At 68.4% G+C, this 22,623-nt stretch carries 19 protein-coding genes; 9 read left to right on the top strand and 10 right to left on the bottom strand.

Annotation, left to right across the window (positions count from 1 at the left end):
* Positions 1 to 31 precede the first annotated feature (31 nt).
* The 6 genes from AC1PLR_RS04430 to AC1PLR_RS04405 all read left to right on the top strand — a co-directional run bounded on the left by AC1PLR_RS04430 (position 32) and on the right by AC1PLR_RS04405 (position 7,888).
* Complete coding sequence (locus AC1PLR_RS04430; protein WP_481102786.1) at positions 32 to 2,530, top strand: TonB-dependent receptor; 2,499 nt, start codon at positions 32 to 34, stop codon at positions 2,528 to 2,530.
* Positions 2,531 to 2,553: 23 nt separating this feature from the next.
* A complete protein-coding gene (locus AC1PLR_RS04425; protein WP_481102785.1) occupies positions 2,554 to 3,450 on the top strand; it encodes a glycerophosphodiester phosphodiesterase family protein in 897 nt (298 codons plus the stop codon).
* Between the two features lie 210 nt (positions 3,451 to 3,660).
* Positions 3,661 to 4,815, top strand: a complete 1,155-nt coding sequence (locus tag AC1PLR_RS04420; protein ID WP_420009012.1) for a glycerophosphodiester phosphodiesterase family protein — start codon at positions 3,661 to 3,663, stop codon at positions 4,813 to 4,815.
* A 276-nt stretch (positions 4,816 to 5,091) separates the two neighbouring features.
* The gene (locus AC1PLR_RS04415) at positions 5,092 to 6,396 is read left to right on the top strand and encodes a hypothetical protein (RefSeq protein WP_481102784.1); all 1,305 of its coding nucleotides are present in this window, start codon (positions 5,092 to 5,094) and stop codon (positions 6,394 to 6,396) included.
* Between the two features lie 299 nt (positions 6,397 to 6,695).
* Positions 6,696 to 7,157, top strand: a complete 462-nt coding sequence (locus AC1PLR_RS04410; RefSeq protein WP_010340474.1) for a cell wall hydrolase — start codon at positions 6,696 to 6,698, stop codon at positions 7,155 to 7,157.
* 122 nt (positions 7,158 to 7,279) lie between these two features.
* Positions 7,280 to 7,888: a glutathione binding-like protein gene (locus AC1PLR_RS04405; RefSeq protein WP_420009010.1), complete on the top strand. Its 609-nt coding sequence runs from the start codon at positions 7,280 to 7,282 to the stop codon at positions 7,886 to 7,888.
* 48 nt (positions 7,889 to 7,936) lie between these two features.
* On the opposite strand, the gene prpE is transcribed toward AC1PLR_RS04405, so the two are convergent.
* The 10 genes from prpE to AC1PLR_RS04355 all read right to left on the bottom strand — a co-directional run bounded on the left by prpE (position 7,937) and on the right by AC1PLR_RS04355 (position 17,541).
* A complete protein-coding gene (gene prpE, locus AC1PLR_RS04400; protein ID WP_481102783.1) occupies positions 7,937 to 9,808 on the bottom strand; it encodes a propionate--CoA ligase in 1,872 nt (623 codons plus the stop codon).
* 152 nt (positions 9,809 to 9,960) lie between these two features.
* Positions 9,961 to 10,428, bottom strand: coding sequence for a transthyretin-like family protein (locus tag AC1PLR_RS04395; RefSeq protein WP_481102782.1), 468 nt, complete (start codon positions 10,426 to 10,428; stop codon positions 9,961 to 9,963).
* Between the two features lie 41 nt (positions 10,429 to 10,469).
* Positions 10,470 to 10,907, bottom strand: coding sequence for a hypothetical protein (locus tag AC1PLR_RS04390; RefSeq protein ID WP_481102781.1), 438 nt, complete (start codon positions 10,905 to 10,907; stop codon positions 10,470 to 10,472).
* A 56-nt stretch (positions 10,908 to 10,963) separates the two neighbouring features.
* Complete coding sequence (locus tag AC1PLR_RS04385) at positions 10,964 to 11,272, bottom strand: hypothetical protein (RefSeq protein WP_481102780.1); 309 nt, start codon at positions 11,270 to 11,272, stop codon at positions 10,964 to 10,966.
* Between the two features lie 22 nt (positions 11,273 to 11,294).
* On the bottom strand, positions 11,295 to 13,808 hold the full coding sequence (locus tag AC1PLR_RS04380) for a S9 family peptidase (RefSeq protein ID WP_481102779.1): 2,514 nt from the start codon (positions 13,806 to 13,808) through the stop codon (positions 11,295 to 11,297).
* A 98-nt stretch (positions 13,809 to 13,906) separates the two neighbouring features.
* Positions 13,907 to 14,527 carry a glutathione transferase GstA gene (gstA, locus tag AC1PLR_RS04375; RefSeq protein ID WP_481102778.1) on the bottom strand — a complete coding sequence of 207 codons (621 nt, stop codon included), beginning with the start codon at positions 14,525 to 14,527 and terminating at the stop codon, positions 13,907 to 13,909.
* A 79-nt stretch (positions 14,528 to 14,606) separates the two neighbouring features.
* Complete coding sequence (locus tag AC1PLR_RS04370; protein ID WP_481102777.1) at positions 14,607 to 15,485, bottom strand: LysR family transcriptional regulator; 879 nt, start codon at positions 15,483 to 15,485, stop codon at positions 14,607 to 14,609.
* A 69-nt stretch (positions 15,486 to 15,554) separates the two neighbouring features.
* The gene (locus AC1PLR_RS04365; RefSeq protein WP_010340467.1) at positions 15,555 to 16,541 is read right to left on the bottom strand and encodes a malate dehydrogenase; all 987 of its coding nucleotides are present in this window, start codon (positions 16,539 to 16,541) and stop codon (positions 15,555 to 15,557) included.
* A 36-nt stretch (positions 16,542 to 16,577) separates the two neighbouring features.
* Positions 16,578 to 16,955: a glutaredoxin family protein gene (locus AC1PLR_RS04360; RefSeq protein WP_244667634.1), complete on the bottom strand. Its 378-nt coding sequence runs from the start codon at positions 16,953 to 16,955 to the stop codon at positions 16,578 to 16,580.
* A gap of 91 nt (positions 16,956 to 17,046) precedes the next feature.
* Entirely contained in the window at positions 17,047 to 17,541 is a 495-nt protein-coding gene (locus tag AC1PLR_RS04355; protein ID WP_010340465.1) for a peptidylprolyl isomerase, read from the bottom strand.
* 199 nt (positions 17,542 to 17,740) lie between these two features.
* Here AC1PLR_RS04355 and typA point away from each other — a divergent pair, with 199 nt between their 5' ends.
* From typA to AC1PLR_RS04340, 3 genes are all read left to right on the top strand, one after another.
* On the top strand, positions 17,741 to 19,570 hold the full coding sequence (typA, locus tag AC1PLR_RS04350; RefSeq protein ID WP_010340464.1) for a translational GTPase TypA: 1,830 nt from the start codon (positions 17,741 to 17,743) through the stop codon (positions 19,568 to 19,570).
* A gap of 16 nt (positions 19,571 to 19,586) precedes the next feature.
* On the top strand, positions 19,587 to 20,069 hold the full coding sequence (locus AC1PLR_RS04345; RefSeq protein WP_481102776.1) for a DUF2127 domain-containing protein: 483 nt from the start codon (positions 19,587 to 19,589) through the stop codon (positions 20,067 to 20,069).
* A gap of 313 nt (positions 20,070 to 20,382) precedes the next feature.
* Positions 20,383 to 22,560 (top strand): ricin-type beta-trefoil lectin domain protein, encoded by a 2,178-nt coding sequence (locus AC1PLR_RS04340; RefSeq protein WP_481102775.1) that lies wholly within the window; start codon positions 20,383 to 20,385, stop codon positions 22,558 to 22,560.
* Positions 22,561 to 22,623: the final 63 nt, after the last annotated feature.

Here is a 22,623-nt window from a genome sequence, read left to right as displayed (position 1 = left end):
TTACCCCCACATTCTTTTACTGGGGGTCTTCATGCGTACCGCTCATCCGCACCCGAGCCTGCTGGCACTCGCGCTCGCGTCCATCCTCGGCAGCGCCGCCGCCGTCCACGCCGAGGACGCGCCCGCGCCGCCGGCCGACGCCACCACCACGCTGGACCAGATCGTGGTCACCGGCACGCCGCAGGGCCAGTCGCAGAAGGACGCGCCGTTCGCGATCAGCGTGGTGTCCAAGGAACGCCTGGAGCGCAGCACCCCGAGCAGCAGCGTGGACATGCTGCGAGCGGTCCCCGGCTTCTCCGCCGAACCCTCCGGCGGCCAGGGCGGCGGCCAGAACCTCTACGTGCGCGGCCTGCCGGCGGGCGGCTGGTACTACGTGCAATACCAGGAAGACGGCCTGACCCTGTTCGACGAGCCGCAGGAAAGCTTCTTCAACGTCGATACCCTGTTCGCGCTGGACATGATGACCGAGCGCCTGGAAGTGGTGCGCGGCGGTACCTCGCCGCTGTTCGCGACCAATGCCCCGGGCGGTACGGTCAACGCCATCACCCGCCATGGCACCGCCACGCCCGAAGGCGCGGTGCGCATGACCGTGGGCAGCGACGGCCTGCGCCGCGAGGACGCCTACAGTGCCGGCCCGCTCAGCGAGAACGTGCTGTACAGCATCGGCGGCTACCACCGCAGCGACGACGGCCTGCGCCGCACCGGCTACACCGCCGACCAGGGCGGCCAGTTGCGCGGCAACCTGACCTTCCTGATGGGCGACGCGGTACTCGACGTCGACGCCAAGTATTTGAACGACCGCACCGCCTTCTACAACCCGATCCCGCTGGCCGACCCGCGCAATCCATCGCAATCGCTGTCGGCGCTGCTCGACCCGCTGGACGGCACGCTGCTGTCCAACGACCTGCGCCACACCACGGCCCTGACCTTCGACGGCACTACACCGCTGGCGCGCAACCTGGACCTGGCCGACGGCATCCGCAACAAGGTCAAGCAACTGGGCACGCACCTGGAGTGGGACCTGGGCGACGGCCTGACCCTCAACAACCGCATGCGCTTCGTCGATGCGGAGGTGGACTACACCGCGCTGTTCTCCGGTGCCGCACCCTACGACGCCAGTGCCTACCTCAACACACAACTCGGCCGTGCGCGCAGCGGCTTCGGCACGCGGGTGGCGCGGGTCGGCTACGTCACCACCCGCAACGGTGCCGCCTACGATCCGGCCGCGGCCGACGGCCTGGTGCTGGAGAGCGGCCTGTGGAACGCGCGTACCCATCTGCGCACGCTGTCCGACGACCTGCGCCTGAGCAAGGCGTTCGACGACACGGCGCTGGGCCAGCACACGCTCACCGCCGGCCTCGACGTGCAGCACTTCGAGTACCGCCAGGACCGGCTGCAGAACACCGTGCTGACCACGCTGCAGAACAACGCGCAGCGGTTGGACGTGCTGGCCTACGACGCCGCCGGCAACGTGGTCGGCTCGGTCACCCAGAACGGCTTCGTGCGCTACGGCAACGGCGTGACCAGCGGTTTCGCCAACGGCACCTACCTGTCGCCGTACCTGTGGGATTCGGTGCGCTTCGGCCGCCTCGGCCTGGATGCCGGCGTGCGCTACACCCGCTACAACGCCAACGGCGGCGTCTATGCCACCACCACGCGCAATCTCGGCGATCCGACCACGCTCGCGGACGACAACGTCGGCGGCCTCAGCGGCGCGTTCAGTCCGCGCACCGACCATCGCCACGCCACGCAGTGGACGCTCGGTGCAGAGTTCGCGCTCACCCCGCAGTTGCAGACCTTCGCCCGCTACACCCAGTCGCAGCGCCTGCCGCGGCTGCAGAACGTCTACCAGACCCAGAACGCCGACGTCACCGACATCGACCAGGCCGAGGCCGGCCTGCGCGGCAGCTTCGGCGACAGCTTCTCGTTCTCCACGGTGGCTTTCTGGAGCCGCTTCAACGATCTGTCGATCAGCGCCATCGTGCTCGACGGCAGCGGTGCGGTGCAGAGCCTGGCGCTGGTCGGCAAGACCCGCACCCTGGGCCTGGAATCGGAGTTCACCTGGCGACCTTCGCCGCTGTTCGGCATCACCGGCTCGGCCACGCTGCAGAATCCGCAGACGCGCGGCCTGAGCAACGCGACCACCGGCCTCAGCTACGGCGACCTGGACGGCAAGCAGATCTCGCGCATTCCCAAGTTCATGGCCTCGCTCAGCCCGACCCTGTACGTCGACATCGACGGCCGACCGGTCGAACTGTCGGCCACCGCCTATCGCATGGGCCAGCGCTACGTGGACTACACCAACGCCACCGCCCTGCCCGCCTACACCACCTACGACCTGGGCCTGTTCGCGCGGCTGAGCGCGCACCTGGAACTGCAGCTGCACGCGGCCAACGTCAGCAATGCGCTCGGCCTGACCGAAGGCAATGCGCGCGTGGACACGCTGTCCGGCCAGGGCACCGCCGACGCGATCTACGCACGGCCGATCTTCGGCCGCAACTACAACGCGTCGCTGACCTGGAGGTGGTGAGCATGCGCTGCCGAGGAATGCTGATGAGCGCAGCGCTGTCGCTGCCGATACTGGCCCTGGCGGCGACGCCGAGCCTGCCCGAGCGCCTGCGCGACCCGCACGGACCGGCGCTGGTGGTGTCGCACCGCGCCTGCTGGATGTTCGCGTCCGAGAACACGCTGGACGGCATCGCCGCATGCATCGCGCGCGGCGTGGACATGGTCGAGATCGACGTGCGCACCAGCCGCGACGGCGCGCTGGTGCTGATGCACGACGACACCGTGGACCGCACCACCGACGGGCATGGCGCGGTGGCCGAGTTGGACGCCGCGCAGATCGCCGCCTTGCGCGTGCGCAGCCGGGGCGGCGGGCGCGACAGCACGCTCACCGCGCAGCATCCGCCGACGCTGGCGCAGGCGCTGGCCGAGGCGCGCGGCAAGGTGCTGGTAAACCTGGACATCAAGGCCGCGGCACTGGACCAGGTGATCGACGCGGTGGAGGCGGCCGGCGCGCAACGCGACGTGCTGCTCAACGTGCCGCTGGACGTGCCCGCGGCGGTGCTGCAGCGCGCGCGCAAGGCCGACATCGCGGTGCAGGCACTGTACCTGCAGCGTGCGTCGACGCTGCCGCCCGAGCAGGCCCTGCGCCGCGCCGCCGCGTTGCGGCCGGCGGTGGTGCAGTTAATGTTCGACGACCCGGCGGTGCTGGACATCGCGCAACGCGAACTGGCGCCGCACACGCGCCTGTTCGTCAACACCATGACCAACGACATCGCCAGCGGCAGGCCGATGCGGCTGTCGGCCAACTACACCGACCAGCGCGCGCTGCGCGATCCGGCCGAGATATGGGGTGGGCTGCGCAAGCATGGCGTCAGCATGATCCAAACCGACGAACCGTTGGCATTGCAACGCTACCTGCACGGCGCGGACACGCCGCGGTAGCCGGCCTCGGTCCAAATCCCGGCGACGCCACGCGGTGGCCCACGCGGGGCGTCGCCAGGAGTTCAGTTTCAGACGGGCGGCATGCAACGCCAGGACGATGCCCGTCGCTTCGAGCATTGCGCTGCAGACGACCACGCCCATGCGTCCGTCGCTTGCAGTGCGTTGCGCCTGCTTCATTTCATTCCATCAACCCCGAACGGAAGAGAGCACATGAAACTGCCCAAGAAACCCGCCAAGGTTCTCGCCCTGGCGCTGGCCTGCGCGTCGCTGACGGCGCTGTCCGGCATGGCGTCGGCCGCCAGCAACTGGAACCCGGAACACATCCTCAACGTGATGAAGAATCCCTACCAGGGCAATCACGCCGACGTCGTGGTGATCTCGCATCGCGGCCTGGTCGGCAACGGCTGCGCCGAGAACTCCACCTGCTCGATCCTCGATACCTACAACGAGAACATCGAAGCGATCGAACTGGACGTCAAGCAGGCGTCCGATGGCGTCCTCTGGCTGTTCCACGACCAGAACGCCGGCCGCGTCATCGATCACACCCCCGGCTTCAACATCTTCCAGCCGGCCGCCAATCCGTCGGGCTGGAATCCGGACATCAGCACCCTGAGCAGCCATGATCTGATCAACATGTACCTGCGCGACAAGAACTTCGCCAAGACCAACGACCATCCGGCCTCGTTGGGCATCGCACTGGACGCGGTGAGCCACTACGCCAACCACATGGTGGTGGTGCTGGACCTGAAGTCGCTGGACGCGGTGTCGCGCGCGGCCGACCAAGTCAATGCGTTCAAGATGCAGAACCAGGTGGTGCTGAAGTTCAGCGCCTCGCTGCTGCCGAGGACGCCCAGCGACATCACCCGCTTCACCAAGGGCGTCCCGTTCGCCCCGACCGTCTATGCGGGCGACATGGACAGGATCGCCGACAACTACGTCGGCCTGTGCGGCTTCACCGCGCCCAACACGCCGCAGTGCCGGGTCAGCGCCTGGATCACCGAAGTGCGCAAGCAGAGCGGGTTCGCCTGGCTGGAGATCGGCAACAAGCAGCCGCGCCGCGGCGATCCGACTGCCGAACTGCTGGCCGCGAACCAGGCGCAGAAGCAGGCGATCGGTGCGTTCTCGCCGGTGCCCGAGTACCGCCTCAGCAGCCATGACGGCCAGCACTATGTGCGCAGCAACGGCACCTGCTGTGCGTCGCTGGACGACTACCTGACGAAAACCAAGTACTTCGGCAACGAGACCGCGGACGACCGTCCGGACTTCCGCGCGCAGGTCACCGCCGGCTTCACCAGCATCATCACCGACGATCCGCTCGGCGTGATTCGCGCCAACGTGCCGCGCAACACCGCGCGCTACAACTGACCACTGGATGGTCGCGCCGGGGAGTGCGCTCCCCGGTCCTGCACGGCGCCAATGCGCCGTGCAGTCCGTCGCCCGCCTTCAGGAGCTCCCATGCGTTCCGCCCCACGTCCCCGCCATCTGCTTCTCGCGCTGCTGGTCGCCGGCGCCTGCGTGCCGCTGCTGCAACGCGCGGCCACTGCCCACGGCGCGCAAACCGCAGCGCCGGCCTCTCTCGCAACGCACGCGCCTGCTGGCCCGGCAGGCGCGCAGCCTCCGCTGTCCACTGGCATCTCTTCGATGAACGGCAGCGCCTTACCCGGACCGCCTGCCAGCGCGGTGCTGGCCGCGGCGCAGGCGCTGCCGGCCGACTTCCAGGCCGATGTGCTGCTGCGTCTGGCTGCATCCACCGATCTGCCAGCTGACGGCGACCGGGCCGCTGCCGCGCAACGGCTGACCCAACAGGCCGTGGCATTGGCCGAGCACGCGCAACGGCGCCTGCCTGGCCTGGCCCGCGTCGGCAGCATCGACGAAGAGCGCGACAACGAATTGCGGACGCCGCGCACCGCCGGCCTGGATCAACTGACGCTGCAGACGCGTGCCGCACAGCGCGCCACACCGGCGCAGGCACAGACGGTGTTCGCCGCGCTGCCGACGCCGCACGCTGGCAGTTGCGATGCGGACTATCTCGACGATCCCAGCCCGACCTATGCGTTGGCCAGCGCACTGCAGCCGGCACGACCGGCAGCGCGCGCCAGCGCACTCGCCGCACGCGTGGACGCGGCGCAACACGAAACCGACACCGCCCCGGCGCTGAAGATGGCGCTCGCCGGTGCGCCGCTGGACAGCGCCGGACAGGCGCAGCTCGCCGACAGCCTGGTGCGCATGTTCGAACGCATCCGCGGCGACGATGCCGGTTTCACCGCCACCGAACTGAGCGTGGCCGGCGACATGCCGTTGCTGCTGCGACAAGTGTCCGACCCTGCGCTGCGCGAGCGTCTGCATGGCGCCTACCGCGGCTATGTCGCCGCGCATCTGGCGCAGACCCGCTGTGCGTCCAGCGTGCTCGGCGACCATTGGCTGCTGGAGCAGCGCTTCGTCGCCGATGTGCCGGCCGAACGCATCATGCCGGCGCCGCCGGTGCCCGCGATGACGGTCGATGCGGATGCGATTTCGTTGATCCGCCAGGCGGGCTACAACATCCGCGCACAATTGCTGGACCCCGCCGCCAGTGCAGGCGATGCCGCCATCGAAAAAGCATCGATGGAATTCCTCGACCAGCTCGACCACGGCGTGCTGCAGCAGGCCGCAGCCGGCGACGACAGCGGCCGCGTGCAGCGCGCGCGCCTGCGCGAACTGCTGCGCTATCTCGAGTACGCACCGGCCGGCGCGACGCGCGACCGCGGCATGCGCCTGCTTGCCACGTTGCTCAGCGGCCCCTATTACGCACGCGATCACGACACCTGGTTCGGCGATCTGCGCGTGATCGCCGAGCAGGCGCAGCGTTGGCCGGATCGCGACCAACGCCTGGCGCAATTGAGCGGACACGCCGATCCGGTGGTGAAGGTGTACGCGATGCTGATGCAGCGCAAACAATTTCCCTGAGTGTGATGTCCTCCGTTGCGGCACTGCACCATGCCGTCGCGCAGCCAGACGCGACGGCATTGCCTCAAAGCGAGATGTGAACCCTGTCAAGGGACGGGGTTCAGTTGCGATTCGGGAAGCGGCGCCTATTGTGCGCCCCTCTTCCGATCCGCCCATCTTGGCGGGTCCCGCCGGACTTCAGATTGCCGGCACCCGGGCGGCCCGTGACAGGCCGCCTCCCCATGACGCCAAGCCGCATCGCTTGCCGCGCCACTCCGGCGCAGCGCCACGACCACGGCCCATACGGAGCAAGGAGTACGATGAAACTGGCCTGGATTCTCTGGCTGTCGCAATTGTTGCCGCAACCCGCTGCCGATTCGCTTTGCCTCAGCACCACCGTGTACCTGGAAGCGCGCGACCAAACCCTGCGCGGACAACAAGCCGTCGCCGAAGTCGCACTGCGCCGCCTGGACAGCGGCCTGTGGGGCGATTCCATGTGCGAGGTGGTCACCGCACGCAAGCAGTTCGCGCCGGGCCTGGTGAAGCCGGGAACGGAACTGAAGAACGACGACGCCTGGGCCGATGCGGTCAAGGTCTCCTTCGACGCCGAGCGCAACTGGGCGTTGCCGCAGGGCCAGCGCAAGGAGATCGTGCCCGGCGCCAGCCACTTCGCCGCGCATGCGATCGCCAGCCCCAGCTGGCGCAATGCCTACCAGGTCGCGACCATCGGCGACCACACGTTCTATCGCGTGCAGAAGCTGCGCCCGCGCAACGCGTCGTAAGCGTTCGCCGCGCAGGCACGTCCTGACGCAGGCTCCCGCGTGCCATGCATGGCGCGTTGATCGCCAAGCGCCCCGCGCAGCAGGTACGCTCTGCCGTCCTGACCGATGCGGAACTGCCTGCCATGAAACTCTATTCCAAGCCCGGCGCCTGTTCGCTGGCCGATCACATCGCGCTGCGCTGGGCCGGATTGCCGTTCGAACTGAAGCTGCTCGACGCCGCCGCGATGAAGGCGCCCGCGTATCTGGCGATCAATCCGGCCGGCGCGGTGCCCGCGCTGCAGATGGACGACTGGGTGCTCACCCAGAACTCGGCGATCCTCAACTACATCGCCGACCTCGCGCCCGACGCACACCTGACCGGCGACGGCAGCCCGCGCAGTCGCGCCGAAGTGCAGCGCTGGCTGGCCTTCCTCAACGCCGATCTGCATCCCGCGTTCCATCCGCTGTTCGGCAGCACCCGCTATCTCGACGATGCCGCGGTGATCGCCCGCACCCAGGAACATGCGCGCGAACGCGTGCGCACGCTGTACGCGCGCGTGGAAGCTGCGCTGGAACAGCAGACCTGGCTAGGCGGCGCGCGCCGTTCCATCGCCGATGCGTACCTGTTCGTCACCCTGCGCTGGGCGCGCGCGCAGCAGATCGCGCTCGGACCCAATCTGCAGCTGCATTTCGAACGCATGTCCGCGGACCCGCAGGTGCAGGCGGCGCTGCAGGCCGAAGGGCTGAGCTGATCGGCGCTGCGAACGCCGGCGCGTCTGCGCCGGCGTCGCACGTCGACGTCAACTGCGCAAGGCGCGACGGATCTCCTCCAGCGCGCTGGGATCGTCCAGCGTCGACAGATCGCCAGGATCGCGCTGCTCGGCCAGCGCCTGCAACGAACGCCGCAACAGCTTTCCCGAGCGCGTCTTCGGCAGTGCCTGCACCAGATACACCTGCGCCGGACGCGCCACCGCGCCAAGACGCTGCACCACGCACTGGCGCAGTTCCTCGACCACCGCCGCGGCATCCGGCGCAGCCTGCTTCAGCGTCGCGAACACCACCGGCACCTGCCCCTTCAATTCGTCGTGCATGCCGATCACCGCCACTTCGGCCACGTCGGCGTGGCCGGCGATGGCTTCCTCGATCTCGCGCGTGCCCAGCCGATGCCCGGCGACGTTGATCACGTCGTCGGTGCGGCCGAGGATGAAGGTGTAGCCGTCCTCGTCGCGGATCGCCCAGTCCAGCGAGCTGTACAGCAGCGTGTCGAAGTGGCTGAAGTAGCTGCGCAGGAAGCGCGCGTCGTCGTTCCACACCGTGGTCATGCAGCCCGGCGGCAACGGCGGCTCGATCACCAGCACGCCCTTGCGCCCGGCCGGCACCTCCACGCCCTGTTCGTCGACGATACGCGTGCGATAGCCGAGATTGGGAAAGCCCGGCGATCCCGGCTTGACCGGCCGCAGTTCGACGCCCGGCAGCAGGGTCAGCACCGGCCAGCCGGTTTCGGTCTGCCAGTAGTTGTCGATCACCGGCTTGCCCAGCGCTTCGCCGATCCACAGCGCGGTCGGCTCGTCCAGCGGCTCGCCGGCCAGGAACAGATAGCGCAGCGCGCTCAGGTCGCGCTCGCGCAGGTAGCGCGCCGGATGTTTCTTCAGCACGCGGATCGCGGTGGGCGAGGAAAACATGGTGCGCACCCGGTACTTCTCGCACAGCGCCCACCACACACCCGGATCCGGCTGCACCGGCAGGCCTTCGTACAACAGCGAGGTCGCACCGACGATCAGCGGACCGTACACGTTGTACGAATGCCCCACCGCCCAGCCCACGTCGGAGGTGGAGAACATGGTCTGCCCCGGGCCGCAGTCGAACACCGTGCGCATCGACAGCGCCAGCGCCACCGCATGCCCGCCGACGTCGCGCTGCACGCCCTTCGGCTTGCCTGTGGTGCCGGAGGTGTACAGCAGGTAGCTGGGCTCGTTGGATTCCAGCCACACCACCGGCACCTGCGCATCGCCGACCTCGGCACGCAACTCGGCGTAGTCGACGTCGCGCCCGGGCACGCGCGGCTGCGCCGGATCCAGCCCGCGCGAGACGATCAGCACCGTCGGCGGCGGCGCGCTGGCTTCGGCGCACGCCACATCGACCAGCGGCTTGTAGGGAATGCGCTTGCCGCCGCGGCTGCCGGCGTCGGCGGCGATCAGCAGCTTGGGCCGCGCATCGTCGATGCGCAGCGCCAGGTTGTGCGCGGCGAAGCCGCCGAACACCACCGAGTGCACCGCGCCGATGCGCGCGCAGGCCAGCATCGCGTACACCGCCTCGGCCATGTTCGGCATGTAGATGACCACGCGGTCGCCACGCTGCACGTCCAGCCGCTGCAGCACCGCGGCAAAGGCGTTGACCTCGCGGTGCAGCTGCGCATAGGTGATTTCCTGGGTCTGCCCGGTTTCGCTGGACACCGCGACCAGCGCCAACTGCGCGGCGCGCGCCGGCAGGTGCCGGTCGACCGCGTTGTGGCACAGGTTGGTCAGCCCGCCCGCGAACCAGCGCCGGAACGGCGGCGTGTCGTAGTCCAGGATCGTCTGCGGCGGGCGCTCCCAGTGGATCGCCCTGGCCTGCTCGGCCCAGAACTCTTCGGGCCGCTCGATCGAACGTCGGTACAGCGTCGCGTAGTCCATGCCGCCCCTCCCAAGGCCGGTGCACAGGCTCCGAGCATAGTCCTTCGGCGAGGAGGGCGTCGTTCCGACCTTGGTCGAAGAATGCAACCGGGAGGGACCACGAAATCAGGCAGCGTCGCGAAGCAACAACTTTTCTGAATAGCAATCAGGAATCAGGTGCACGCTCTCGAATCGTAAGTATCAATCGCTGGCGCCGGAAAGCGGCAGTGGAAGTAAAGTGATTCGTCACCGGTCGGATCGCTGAGGATCATCCCTTCCGGCAAAAGCTTGCCGCCGAACTGGACGCAGAGTTCATTGCCTATCAATCCATAACGTGACTCTTTCGCAGTGAGCTGCGCCCTGCCTCCTCGAAGCGCTGGGATATAGAAGCGTCCTTGCCTATCAGTGGAAGCAGAAGCGCCCAATTGCTCGCACCAATCTACGTTCTCGTGGTTCCGGCTGAAAAAAACCCTCACACCTTCAACAGGCCGCCCGTGCAACGTCACTACACCACCGATGGCTGGCCGAAGCATGAGCGGGCCAAGCTGGGGATCGGTCTGTTCGAACCGCACGATGACGCGATCAACGATGGGACCGGCCCCGACCAATACCGCACCCAGTATGGTCAACAGCAATGTCAACCTGGCAACTCTCACACGGGAAATAGAGGTCGCACTAACGTTCAAGTCGAACCACGCGATGAAACGGCGTCGCGACCCAAAGGTTTACTTTCGCAAATTCGCGTAATCCCGGCATCGACGTCATAGTTCAGCAGGATCGAAGTGCCATGGGCAAAAGCGAGGCGCACTTCTACATCCCCGCGCGCCGTGCCCGAGCACGCAATGCTGGAGAGGCGATGACCTACCACTCCAGGCAGCTCCGACAGGTCATTGAGTAGAAGTCCGTGTGACAGTGTCGAGTTGACCGGATTGCCAGGCGGCTCACTTTCCCGCCAAAACACCGCCGCTGCTTCAAAGTAAATCCGACACCACACTTCACCGAAGCACAGGAATACAGTACATGCCGGATCTGACAACGCGAAATCTTCGTAGAAATGCTGTACGACGAAGCCAGTGCACTCCAAACCCTCCAGGGCTGGAGGCTGGCCATTGAAGGTCATGTGCTCTACCAAAACCGTCATTGAAGTCACCCTGAGTCAAGAAGCGCTGAATTGCGCTACTTCCCCGGCACCGTAAACGTCACCACCACATTCCCCGGCGCCTGCTCGAAGCGCGTCGCCACCGAATCCTTGCTGAGTTGCACGATCTGCGCCAGCGGCTTGTGCGGCACGCCCTGGAAGTTGACCGTAACCTGGACCAGCGAGCCGTTCGCCCAGTTGAAGCCGACCGCGGGCTTGCTGCCGACCGATTTCTCCAGGTCGGCCGCCACTTCCTGCGAATGCGCGTACGCATTCTTCACCGTGTCGACGGCACCGCATGCGGTGAGCGCCAGCAGCACTGGCGCGCAAAGAAAACGCAAGTTCATCGTGCGCTCCCAGGTCGTCGCGTTATTGCTTCTGTGCCGCCGCGGTCGCCGACGCCGCACGCGGCGGCGCCCGCTTCACATAACGGTCGAACCACTCCAGCATTTCCGCCACCACATCCTCGTTGGACTCGCGCGCGGTGTACCAGTGCGGTTCGAACGGCAGCAGCACCAGCCGCGCGGTGCCGCCGAGGCCGCGGATGGCCTGGAACATGCGCGGGGCCTGGGTGGTCTCGGTGCCGGGGTTGGCGTCGTCCATGCCGTGCACCAGCAGCAACGGCTCGTTGATCTTGTCGGCGTGGAAGAACGCCGAGGCCTGCGCATATACCTCCGGCGCGGCCCAGAACGACCGCCGCTCGTTCTGGAAGCCGAACGGGGTCAGGGTCTTATTGTAGCTGCCGCTGGTGGCCACACCGGCGCGGAACAGGTCGGTGTGCGCCAGCAGGTTGGCCGCCATCAGCGCGCCGTGGCTGTGCCCGGTGACGCCGATGCGGTCGCGGTCGACCACGCCCAACTCCACCGCCTTGTCCACCGCCGCCTGGGCGTTGGCGACCAGCTGCTGCAGGTAGGTGTCGTAGGCGGTCTTGGGGTCGCCGACGATCGGGAATGCGGCATCGTCGATGATCGCGTAACCCGCCAGCAACATCAGCTGGTAGGAATGCAGGCGGGTGAAGTCGCGATCGTTGGCGCCGCTGACCTGGCCGGCCTTGGACGCATCGGCGTAGTCCAGCGGATAGGCGTAGAGGATCGCCGGCACCCGCGTGCCTTCCTTGTAGCCTGGCGGCGTGTACAGGGTGAAGGACAGTTCCACCCCGTCCTTGCGCTTGTAGGTCACCAGGCGCTTCTTGATCTGCCGCACCACCGGGGTCGGGTCGGGGAAGCGGGTCACCGGCGCCAGGGTGGAGGCGACCACCGCCTCGCCGGCTGCCGCGGCCGGTTGCGGCTGGCCCAGCGTGCGCAGGTACACGTTCGGCGGGTCGCTCGGCGACTGCCGCCAGGTCAGCAGGCGGGTGGTGTCGTCGCCAGCGAACCCGGCGAAGGCCTCGTCGATGTCGGTGCCGCTGCGGAACAGGCGCTGGGTCTTGCCGCTCGCCAGCTCGTAGCGGTCCAGGAACGGCCGGTCGCCGGCCGGGGTGGCGCCCTGCCCGCTCAGGAACAGCGCACCGTTGTCCTCGCGCAGTACGTACTCGCCGTTGGCCAGGCGGCGCAGCTCGGGCGTGCCGGGATCGGCGTACAGATCGTCGGTGGACAGGTCGAACAGCACCCGCCCGGCGCTGCCGGGGCGGTCGGCGTCGAGCAGCGTGGTGCGGCGCCAGTGGCGGTTCTCGTCGTCCTCGTCCAGCAGCGCCTGGCCACCCTGCGCGAACCAGCTCAGGCCGGCGTAGCGCTGGGTCACCTTGGCCAGTTCGCGCGGCTTGCCGGTGAACGGCGCCGCCAGGGTCAGCAGCTTGTCGCGGGCAGGAACGCTGGTCTTCCAGTCGCCGCCGTCCAGCGCCTCGGCCCAGACCAGCGTCGCCGGCTGATTGGCGCGCCAGCTGTAGGCGCGCGGCCCGGTCGGCACCCCGTGTACCGGCACGCGATCGGCCACCGGCAGGTTCGCCAGCACCCGCTCGCTGCCGTCGGCCAGGTCCAGCACCGCCACGTCGTGGGCGAAGCGGCCGTAGGTGGTGACGTAGGAATACGGGCGCTGTAGGCGCTCCACGCGCACGTGGCGGCCGTCCGGCGCACCGTCGACCACCGAGTACACCGCCGGCTTGCCGACCGTGCGCAGCTTGCCGCTGGCGGCGTCCACGGTGACCAGTTGCGAGGTGGCGTAGTAGGTGAACTGCGCCTCGTCCTCGGGGCTGGACAGGGTGTCGCGGGCCTCGTAGGTGCTGCTCTCGCCCTTGCCGCGGATCGCTTCCTTGACCTCCGGCCCCGGCGGCACCGCCGCCTTCACCGGCGCCGGCCCCAGATCCTGCGGCACCGCACGCACCAGCAGCGTGTCGCTGCCGCCCAGCCACTGGATCTCGCCGCCCAGCACCGGGTTGAGCTGCACGCCGTCGATGCGGCGCACCGCGCCGGTGGCGACGTCGCCCAGCCACAGTTCGACGCGGTCGGCGGCGGTGTTGTTGAAGGCGAAGCGGCGCCCGTCCGGCGACCACACCGGCTGCGCCGGGCAGGCGCCGGCCGGCAGGGTCACCGCGGTCTGCTTGCCACTGGCCACGTCGACCAGGCTGAAGCCGTCCAGGCAGGCGCGGATGCCGTAACCGTTGGACATGTCGTGGCGAGCATGGGTGCGCGGTTCCACGCGCACCCCGGCCAGCTTCAGGTACGGCTCGGCGACGCGCGCGATCGGCGGGTAGGCCTGGCGTTCCACCAGCAACAGGGTGCGGCCGGTCGGATCCAGCCGCGGCGACGGATTGAGCGGCGCGCGCATCACCCCGAGCAGCGGCTCGGGCGGTTGCCGATACCCGCTGTCGGCGGTGGCGGCGTGGGCGACGACGGGCAACGCACTGGCGAGCGCCAGCGCGCCGATCCAGCGGAACGGCAGGAGCATGGTCGAAATCCCCTTTCGAATGACCCCGGCAACCTAGCACGGTCGCCGCGCCGCGGCCGAGCGCCGAAGGTCATGCCCTGCCCGTCCGCGCGCCGCGCTCAGGCCGGCGCCAACGCCTGCTCGGCGGCCAGCGCCGCGACCACGCTGGGACGCTGCGCGATGCGTGCGGCGTAAGCAGCCAACGCCGGAAGCGCGTCCAGCAACAGGCCGAACCGCGGCAGCCAGCCGAGCACGGTGAACAGATAGGCATCGGCGACGCCGAAGCGCTCGCCGAGCAGGTACGGCTGCGTGCGCAGCGCGGCCTCGGCATGGGCGTAGCGCTGCAGCAGCCGGGCGGCGAGCGCGGTGCGCCGCTCCGGTTCCAGCGCGGCATCGAACAGCGGCACGCTGCCGGCGTGCAGTTCGCTGTTGATGAAGGCCAGCCACTCGTACAGGCGATAGCGCGGCAACGCGTCTGCGTCCGCGGGCGGCGCCAGCGCCGCCTGCGGACAGCGATCGGCCAGGTACAGCAGGATCGCCGGCCCTTCGGTCAGCACCTGGCCGTCGTCCAGTTGCAGCGCCGCCACGTAGCCCTTGGGGTTGATCGCGAGGTAATCCCCGCCCTCGTCGGTGCGCTTGCTGCGGTTGTCCACGCGCACCAGCCGGAACGGCAGTTGCAGTTCGCGCAACACGATGTGCGGCGCCAGGGAACAGGCGCCAGGAGCGGCATAGAGGAGCATCGGAACGGTCTCGCAGGGGCGCCGGACAGTCGGCGCGCGCAGTGTGCGCGGCATGGCGGCCTGCAGAGAAACAAGAATGTCAGTGCGGGTCAGTAGCGCTGCTGATGGCCTGGTCCAGGAACGCGCGCAACCGCAGCGCGGCCGGTGCCGGTTGCGCAGCGGCGACCAACGCGAAACGGCGCTGCAGCCGCGGCTGCAAGGGCAGCACCTGCACGCCGTCGCGCTCGGCCGGCAGCACCGACGCCGGCAGCAGGCTGGCGCCCGCGCCATCGCGCACCAGCGCCCAGGCGCTGGACCAGTCGCGCACCTGCAGGCGCAGGTCGGCGATGGCCAGCCCGGCGCGTTCGGCCAGGCGTTGCGCGTGCAGCCAGCAGCCGCCGGTGGCCAGCACGAACGGCAGCGCCAGCAGTTCCGCCAGGGCGATGTCGCGCGCCTGCGGACGCACCAGCGCCGGCGGCAGCACCGCCAGCCATTCATCGTTGCCGAACACGGTGGCATCGCGCTCCGGCGCAGGATCCAGCACCACGCCCAGGTCGACCGTACCCGCCGCCAGCCAGGCCTCGACCTCCTCGTCGCTGCCTTCCAGCCAGACCACGCTGGCATCCGGATGCGCCCGCTCGAACGCACGCAGGCGCGGCGCCAGCCACGGCCGCGACGAGGCGAAGCCGGCCACCCGCAGCGAGGCCGCTGCCGCTGCACGCTGCGCCCTGGCCAGGGCCTGGATCTGCCCCAGTTCGGCCAGCATCGCCCGTGCATGCGCCAGCGCCCGCACACCGAACGGAGTCGGCCGGACCCGCCCGCGCTCGCGCAGCAGCAGCGCCGCGCCGAGCAGGTGTTCCATCTGCGCGATGGCCTGGCTAGCGCCGGACTGGGTGATGCCGCAGCGTACGGCGGCGGCGCTGATGCTGCCGCACTCGACGACGGCGACGTACAGCCGCCAGTGGATCAGATTCATCATGTCGGGCTTCCACAACGCGAAACGCCGGGCGGGGCCCGGCGTTTCGTGACGACGCGATCGCGTTGGCGATCAGCCCAGCAGGTGGGCCACGCCGCTGCGCTCTTCTTCCAGCTCGGCCAGGGTCTTGTCGACGTACTTCTGGCTGAAGTCGTCGATCGGCAGATCCTTGACGATGGTGTACTTGCCGTTCTCGGTGGTGACCGGGAACCCGAAGATCACGCCTTCCGGGATGCCGTAGGAGCCGTCGGACGGCACGCCCATCGTCACCCACTTGCCGTTGCTGCCCAGCACCCAGTCGCGCACGTGGTCGATGGCGGCGTTGGCGGCCGAGGCGGCCGAGGACAGGCCGCGCGCTTCGATGATCGCCGCGCCGCGCTTGCCCACGGTCGGGATGAAGGTGCCGGCATTCCATTCCTGGTCGTTGATCGCGTCGGCGATGGAGGCGCCGTCAGCGGTGGCGAAGCGGTAGTCCGGGTACATGGTCGGGCTGTGGTTGCCCCACACCACCAGCTTCTCGATGCCGCCGACCGGCTTGCCGAGCTTGAGCGAGAGCTGGCTCAGCGCGCGGTTGTGGTCCAGGCGCAGCATCGCGGTGAAGTTCTTCGGGTTCAGGTCCGGCGCCGACTTCATGGCGATGTAGGCGTTGGTGTTGGCCGGGTTGCCGACCACCAGCACCTTGACGTCGCGCTTGGCCACCTTGTTCAGCGCCGCGCCCTGCGCGGTGAAGATCTTGGCGTTCTCCAGCAGCAGGTCCTTGCGCTCCATGCCCGGGCCGCGCGGACGCGCGCCGACCAGCAGGGCGATGTCGGCGTCCTTGAACGCCACTTCGGCGTCGTCGGTGCCGACCATGCCGGCCAGCAGCGGGAACGCGCAGTCTTCCAGCTCCATCATCACGCCCTTCAGCGCGGCCTGGGCCTTCTCCATCGGCAGTTCCAGCAACTGCAGGATCACCGGCTGGTCCTTGCCCAGCATTTCGCCGGAGGCGATGCGGAACAGCAGGGCATAACCGATCTGGCCGGCGGCGCCGGTCACGGCAACACGAACGGGTGCTTTCATGGGGGATTCCTCTGCTAAGAAAGTGGGTGGGGTGGATCAGTAGACGCGATAGCCCAGCGGCTGCAGGTGCAGGTCCAGGGCGGCGGTGTCGTAGCCTTCGACCACGTGCTGGCCGATCACGGTGATCGGCACGCCTTCCAGGCCCAGCGCGGCGGCGGCCTGGCGGCCGGCCTCCTGCTCCACGTCCAGGACCGTGTAGCGGACCTGGGCGCGGGCGAAATCGGCCTGTTGCCGACGGCAGTAGCCGCACCAGTCGGCGGCGAGCATGACGATGCCGTCGTCGCCGGTCAGCCGCCGCGGGTCGCCCGCGGCCAGTGCGGCCGACGGCGCCGGGTCCGCGCTGCGCCACCAGGCATGCACGCCGCTGCCGATGGCGAGCAGCAGCAGGCACAACACAAGGGGGCGCATCGTCATCGGCGGTCGGGTGCGGCAATCAATCGGGAAAATGGTAGCACGCAGGCTCCGCGCGCCCGGCCGCAGGACCGGTCGCGCGGACAGCGCCGGATCAGGCGTCGAGGGTGCGGTTCCACTCGGCGACGCGGTCGGCCTTGGCCGCCAGCACCGCGTCGGCATCGCCTTCGATGGTGATCTTGTTGATCACGTCGCCCTGGGCGACGCTGTCGACCACGTCCAGGCCTTCGAGCACCTTGCCGAACACGGTGTGCTTGCCGTCCAGCCACGGGGTGGCGGTGTGGGTGATGAAGAACTGGCTGCCGTTGGTGCTGGGGCCGGCATTGGCCATGGACAGCACGCCGCGCTCGTGGCGCACGCCGTTGTTGGTCTCGTCCTCGAAACGGTAGCCCGGGCCGCCGCGGCCGGAGCCTTCCGGGCAACCGCCCTGGATCATGAAGTCGGCGATCACGCGGTGGAAGTTCAGCCCGTCGTAGAAGCCGCGCTTGGCCAGGTTCACGAAGTTGGCCACGGTCAGCGGGGCCTTGTCGGGATACAGCTCGATCTTGATCGGGCCGCGGGCGGTGTCGAAATGGGCGATCAGGGACATGGGATTCCTTGGAAACGGGGGCGTCATGAGGGGCGCATAGGATACACGGCGCCTTGTTCAGGCCTCGCCCGCGCCCACCGCCGGCGCCTGAACGGGCCCGCCCGGCCCACCGCCGCCGGGCGCCGGCAGGCGCCGCGGGATCCGGGTATACTAGGTGGCTTCCTTTCCTTCCTCCTGGCGCCGGCTGGCCCCCTTTCGCATGTCCATCGAAAATCTTCGCAATATCGCCATCGTCGCCCACGTCGACCACGGCAAGACCACCCTCGTCGACTGCCTGCTGAAGCAGTCCGGCACCCTGTCCGAGCGCACGGTGCTGGCCGAGCGCGTGATGGACAGCAACGACCAGGAAAAGGAACGCGGCATCACCATCCTGGCCAAGAACACCGCCATCACCTGGCAGGGCAACCGCATCAACATCGTCGACACCCCCGGACACGCCGACTTCGGCGGCGAGGTGGAGCGCGTGCTGTCGATGGTGGACACCGTGCTGATCCTGGTCGACGCGATGGACGGCCCGATGCCGCAGACCCGCTTCGTGACCCAGAAGGCGTTCGCGATGGGCTTCAAGCCGATCGTGGTGGTCAACAAGATCGACCGCCCCGGCGCGCGTCCGGACTGGGTGATCGACCAGGTGTTCGACCTGTTCGACAAGCTCGGCGCCACCAACGAGCAGCTCGACTTCCCGATCGTCTACACCTCGGCGCTGAACGGCTACGCCTCGCTGGACGACAGCGTGCGCGACGGCGACATGACCCCGCTGTACGAAGCGATCATGCAGCACGCGCCGAAGCCGGACGTGGATCCGGACGGCCCGTTCCAGATGCGCATCAGCCAGCTGGACTACAACAACTTCGTCGGCGTGATCGGCATCGGCCGCATCCAGCGCGGCGTGCTGAAGAAGAACATGCCGGTGGCGGTGATCGACCGCGAAGGCAAGAAGCGCCAGGGCAAGGTGCTGCAGGTGCTGGGCTTCCTGGGCCTGGAGCGCATCGAGCAGGACAGCGCGCAGGCTGGCGACATCGTCGCCATCTCCGGCATCCAGGAGCTGACCATCTCCGACACCGTGTGCGCGCTGGAAGCCCCCGAGGCGCTGCCGCCGCTGACCGTGGACGAGCCGACCATCTCGATGACCTTCCAGGTTAACAACTCGCCGTTCGCCGGCAACAAGGACCTGTCCGGCGGCAAGTTCCTGACCAGCCGCCAGCTCAAGGACCGGCTGGAGCGCGAGACCGTGCACAACGTGGCGCTGAAGGTGCAGCAGCTGGAAGACGCCGACAAGTTCCTGGTCTCCGGCCGCGGCGAACTGCACCTGTCGGTGCTGATCGAGAACATGCGCCGCGAAGGCTTCGAACTGGCCGTGTCGCGCCCGGAAGTCATCATCAAGGAGATCGACGGGCAGCTGATGGAGCCGGTCGAGCAGCTGGTGGTGGACATCGAGGAGCAGCACCAGGGCGGCGTCATGGAGAAGCTGGGCATCCGCAAGGGCCAGCTCAAGAACATGGAACCGGACGGCAAGGGCCGCGTGCGCCTGGACTACATGATCCCGGCGCGTGGCCTGATCGGCTTCCAGAACGAGTTCCGCACCCTGACCCAGGGTTCGGGCCTGCTGTTCCACGTGTTCGACCACTACGGCCCGAAGGAACAGGGCGCCATCGCCAAGCGCCAGAACGGCGTGATGATCGCCAACGCGCCGGGCGCCACCCCCGCCTACGCGCTGGGCCCGCTGGAAGAGCGCGGCCGCCTGTTTGCCGCCGAAGGCGACAACGTGTATGAAGGGCAGCTGGTCGGCATCCACTCCAAGGACAACGACCTGACCGTCAACGCGATCAAGACCAAGCCGCTGACCAACATGCGTGCCTCGGGCAAGGACGATGCGATCAAGCTGACCCCGGCCATCAAGTACACGCTGGAGCAGGCGCTGGACTTCATCGAGGACGACGAACTGGTCGAAGTCACCCCGAAGGAGATCCGCTTGCGCAAGAAGCACCTGACCGAAAACGAGCGCAAGCGCGCCGGCCGCGCGGGCTGAGCGGCAGCGCACGCCCATGGCCGCCGACAAGGCGTACAACCCGGATCCGCATGCGCATCCGGGCCTGCACCTGATCGCACTGCTGGAGGCCGGCAAGGGCCTGCTCGCGGTGCTGGCGGCCACGGGGCTGGAACTGATGGGTCCGGCCCCGCTGCGCGCGGGGGTGGACCGGCTGATCGTGCGCTTCAGCCTGGACCCGGACCACGGCGCCCTGCCCTCGCTGCTGACCATGATCAGCCCCGGCGCGGTGCACCTGGCCGCCGCCGGCATGCTCGCCTACGGCGTGCTGCACCTCATCGAGGCCTGGGGCCTGTGGCGCGCCAAGGCCTGGGCCTCGCTGCTGGGCTGCGTCTCCGCGGCCATCTACCTGCCCTTCGACGTCTACGCGATCGTGCGCCACCCCGGCTGGGCGTCATGGGCAGTACTGGCGATCAACCTCGCCGTGGTCGGCATCCTCGCCCGCGACCTGGTGCGGCGCCGGCGGCATCCTCCGGCCTGAGCCGCATTGCCCGATGCAAGAGACGGGACGCCGCTACCGCAGCGTGTCGCTCGACACAGCGCATCGCTACCCTGATCTGGCCCAACGCCTGGATGTTGCCTGGCACCAGGCCGGCCGCCACGATTCCCTAATGCCCATCACGCTGCGCATGGACGCATTTCACGCAATGCGATTCCCACTGCGCTAAAGCGTTCATTCGTCTACAGAATCGACCGCACTTGCCGATGCTGTTTTGGCGTAGTTTGGGCGCGTCCGGAACGCGTGCCATGACGGCCAGCCGGCCGATGGCGGAAACTGGCACAGGGGGATTCCAATGCGGTTCGCAGAAGCGATGGGGTGGAGTGTGGCGGCACTGTTGTGCGCGGGCTTGAGCGCCTGCGGCAGTGCGGTCGGCGACAAGGGCACCGCGGGGTCCAACGGGGCAAGGCAGCAGCTGACGGCCCTGGCTGCAGGCACGCCCGCCATGGCTGCGGCCGCCGTACAGCACGCCGCCCTGTTCGATGCGAAAGACAGCGGTGCCCTGATCCGCTATACCAGCCGCACCCCGACCGGACACGACGGCGCGTTCGCCCTGTACCCGATCACCGTCAGCGAGGCGCATGCCATCAAGGCCAGCGTCGACGGCACGATGACGTTGCCGACGCCCGACGGAAAGACCCTGCAAATCAGCTATCTGAGCAGGCGCGACGCCAAGGGCGGCATCTGGACCTGGGTCGGGCGGGTGGACGGCCAACCGGTGGGCAATGAAGCGGTCATCAGCTTCGGCAAGGACGCGGTGTTCGGATCGCTGGGCACCATCGATGGCATGACCTACCAACTCACCACGATCGGAGGCAAGCCCTACATCATGGCGGCCGTCAGCGCCGACCTGCATTCCGCCGGCAGCCGCACCGATGGGCGGAAGCTCGCCGATGCGGTCATCCAACTGCCCGCGGGCGACACTGCGCAGGGCTATATCGCCGGGTACAGCAGCCTGGCGCAGGTCAACGCGCAGGCCGGCAGCACCTCGACCAACACGATCGACGTGCTGCTCGGCTACACGCCCGGCTATCGCGACTATCGCGGGGGCATCACGGCGATCGACACGGTGCTCACCAATCTGGTGGAGACGGCGAACCTGTCCTTCGCCAACGCCAACATCAATGTGCGCTACCGGCTGGTCGGGACCGTGCAGGTCGACTACCCGGACAACACGCTGAACGACGGCACCCTCAACGAACTCACCGGCGTCGGCCAGGCTACCGCCACGGCGCTGGTGCCGCTGCACGATGCGCGCGATCGCCTCGGCGCCGACATGGTCGGCCTGGTGCGGCGCTTCAATGGCGCCCAGCAGAGTTGCGGTGTCGCCTGGCAATCCGGCGGCACCGATTCGCGCTGGGGCTACGCGGTGATCTCCGACGGGGTGGACGGCGGCTACTACTGCACCCGCGGCACCCTCGCCCATGAGTTCGGCCACCTGCTCGGCTCCGGCCACCAGCACGAAACCGGCCAGGAACCGGGCTTCAATTTCGGCCATCGCAGCGACGTGGGCAGCTTCCACACCACGATGGCCTACGCGATCAACGGGCAAAGCGAGATCCTGGTGTACTCGTCGCCGTCGATCACCACCTGCAACGGGCAACCCTGCGGTGTGCAGGACCAGGCCGACAACGCCCGCGCCTTCCTCACCACGGTGCCGAACGTCGTGCAATATCGACAGACCGTGGTGCCGCTGGACGATTCCAGTTCGCCCGGCCAGGTCATGGGCCCCTCCGGCAAATGCCTCGATGTCGCGGGTGGGGCGACCGACAACGCCTCCCCCGTCCAGGTCTGGAGCTGCAACGGGTTCCGCCAGCAGAAGTGGTCGTTCCAGCGCGGCAGCCGCAGCCTGCGCGGCGAAGGCACCGACAAGGTCCTCGACATCAGCGGCGTGAGCCGCGCCAACGGTGCGCCGCTCCAGCTCTATCAATCGCTGAACACGGAGAACCAGGGCTGGCACTTCACCAATGCCTCGCTCATCGCCACCGGCGGCAAGGTATTGGACGTGGTGGCCGCCGGATCGGGCAACGGCGCGCGGATGCAGCTCTGGGACAACCTCGGCGGCGCCAACCAGCGCTGGTCGTACATTCCCGCAACCGGCGAAATCCGGGTCTCGACCGGACGCTGCCTGGACGTGGCGGAATTCGGCGTGGCCACCGGGACACCGGTGCAGATATGGGACTGCACCGGCACCAAGAACCAGGTCTGGCAGCTTGGCAAGAACGGGTCGATCGTCGGCTATGGCGGCAACTGCCTGGAAGCGGTGAATCTCGCCCAGAATGGCACCGTCGTGCGCATGGCCGCCTGCACCGGCACGAGTGCGCAGGCGTGGCGGATCCGTGGCGAAATCCGCAGCGATCTGAACGGCAAATGCCTGGACGACTCCGCTGGCGGCGCGCGCAATGGCGCCATCGCGCAGATGTGGGAATGCCTGGGTAACGTCAACCAGCTCTGGGAAGTGCAGCCTAACTGACAACGTCGGGTCGCCCGGCCACCCGCCGGGCCTCGCACCCAGTCGTGACGCTGGCGCGGCGCC

The organism is Xanthomonas sp. NCPPB 3570 (assembly GCF_056725115.1).
This window is presented reverse-complemented; position numbering and strand designations above follow the sequence as displayed.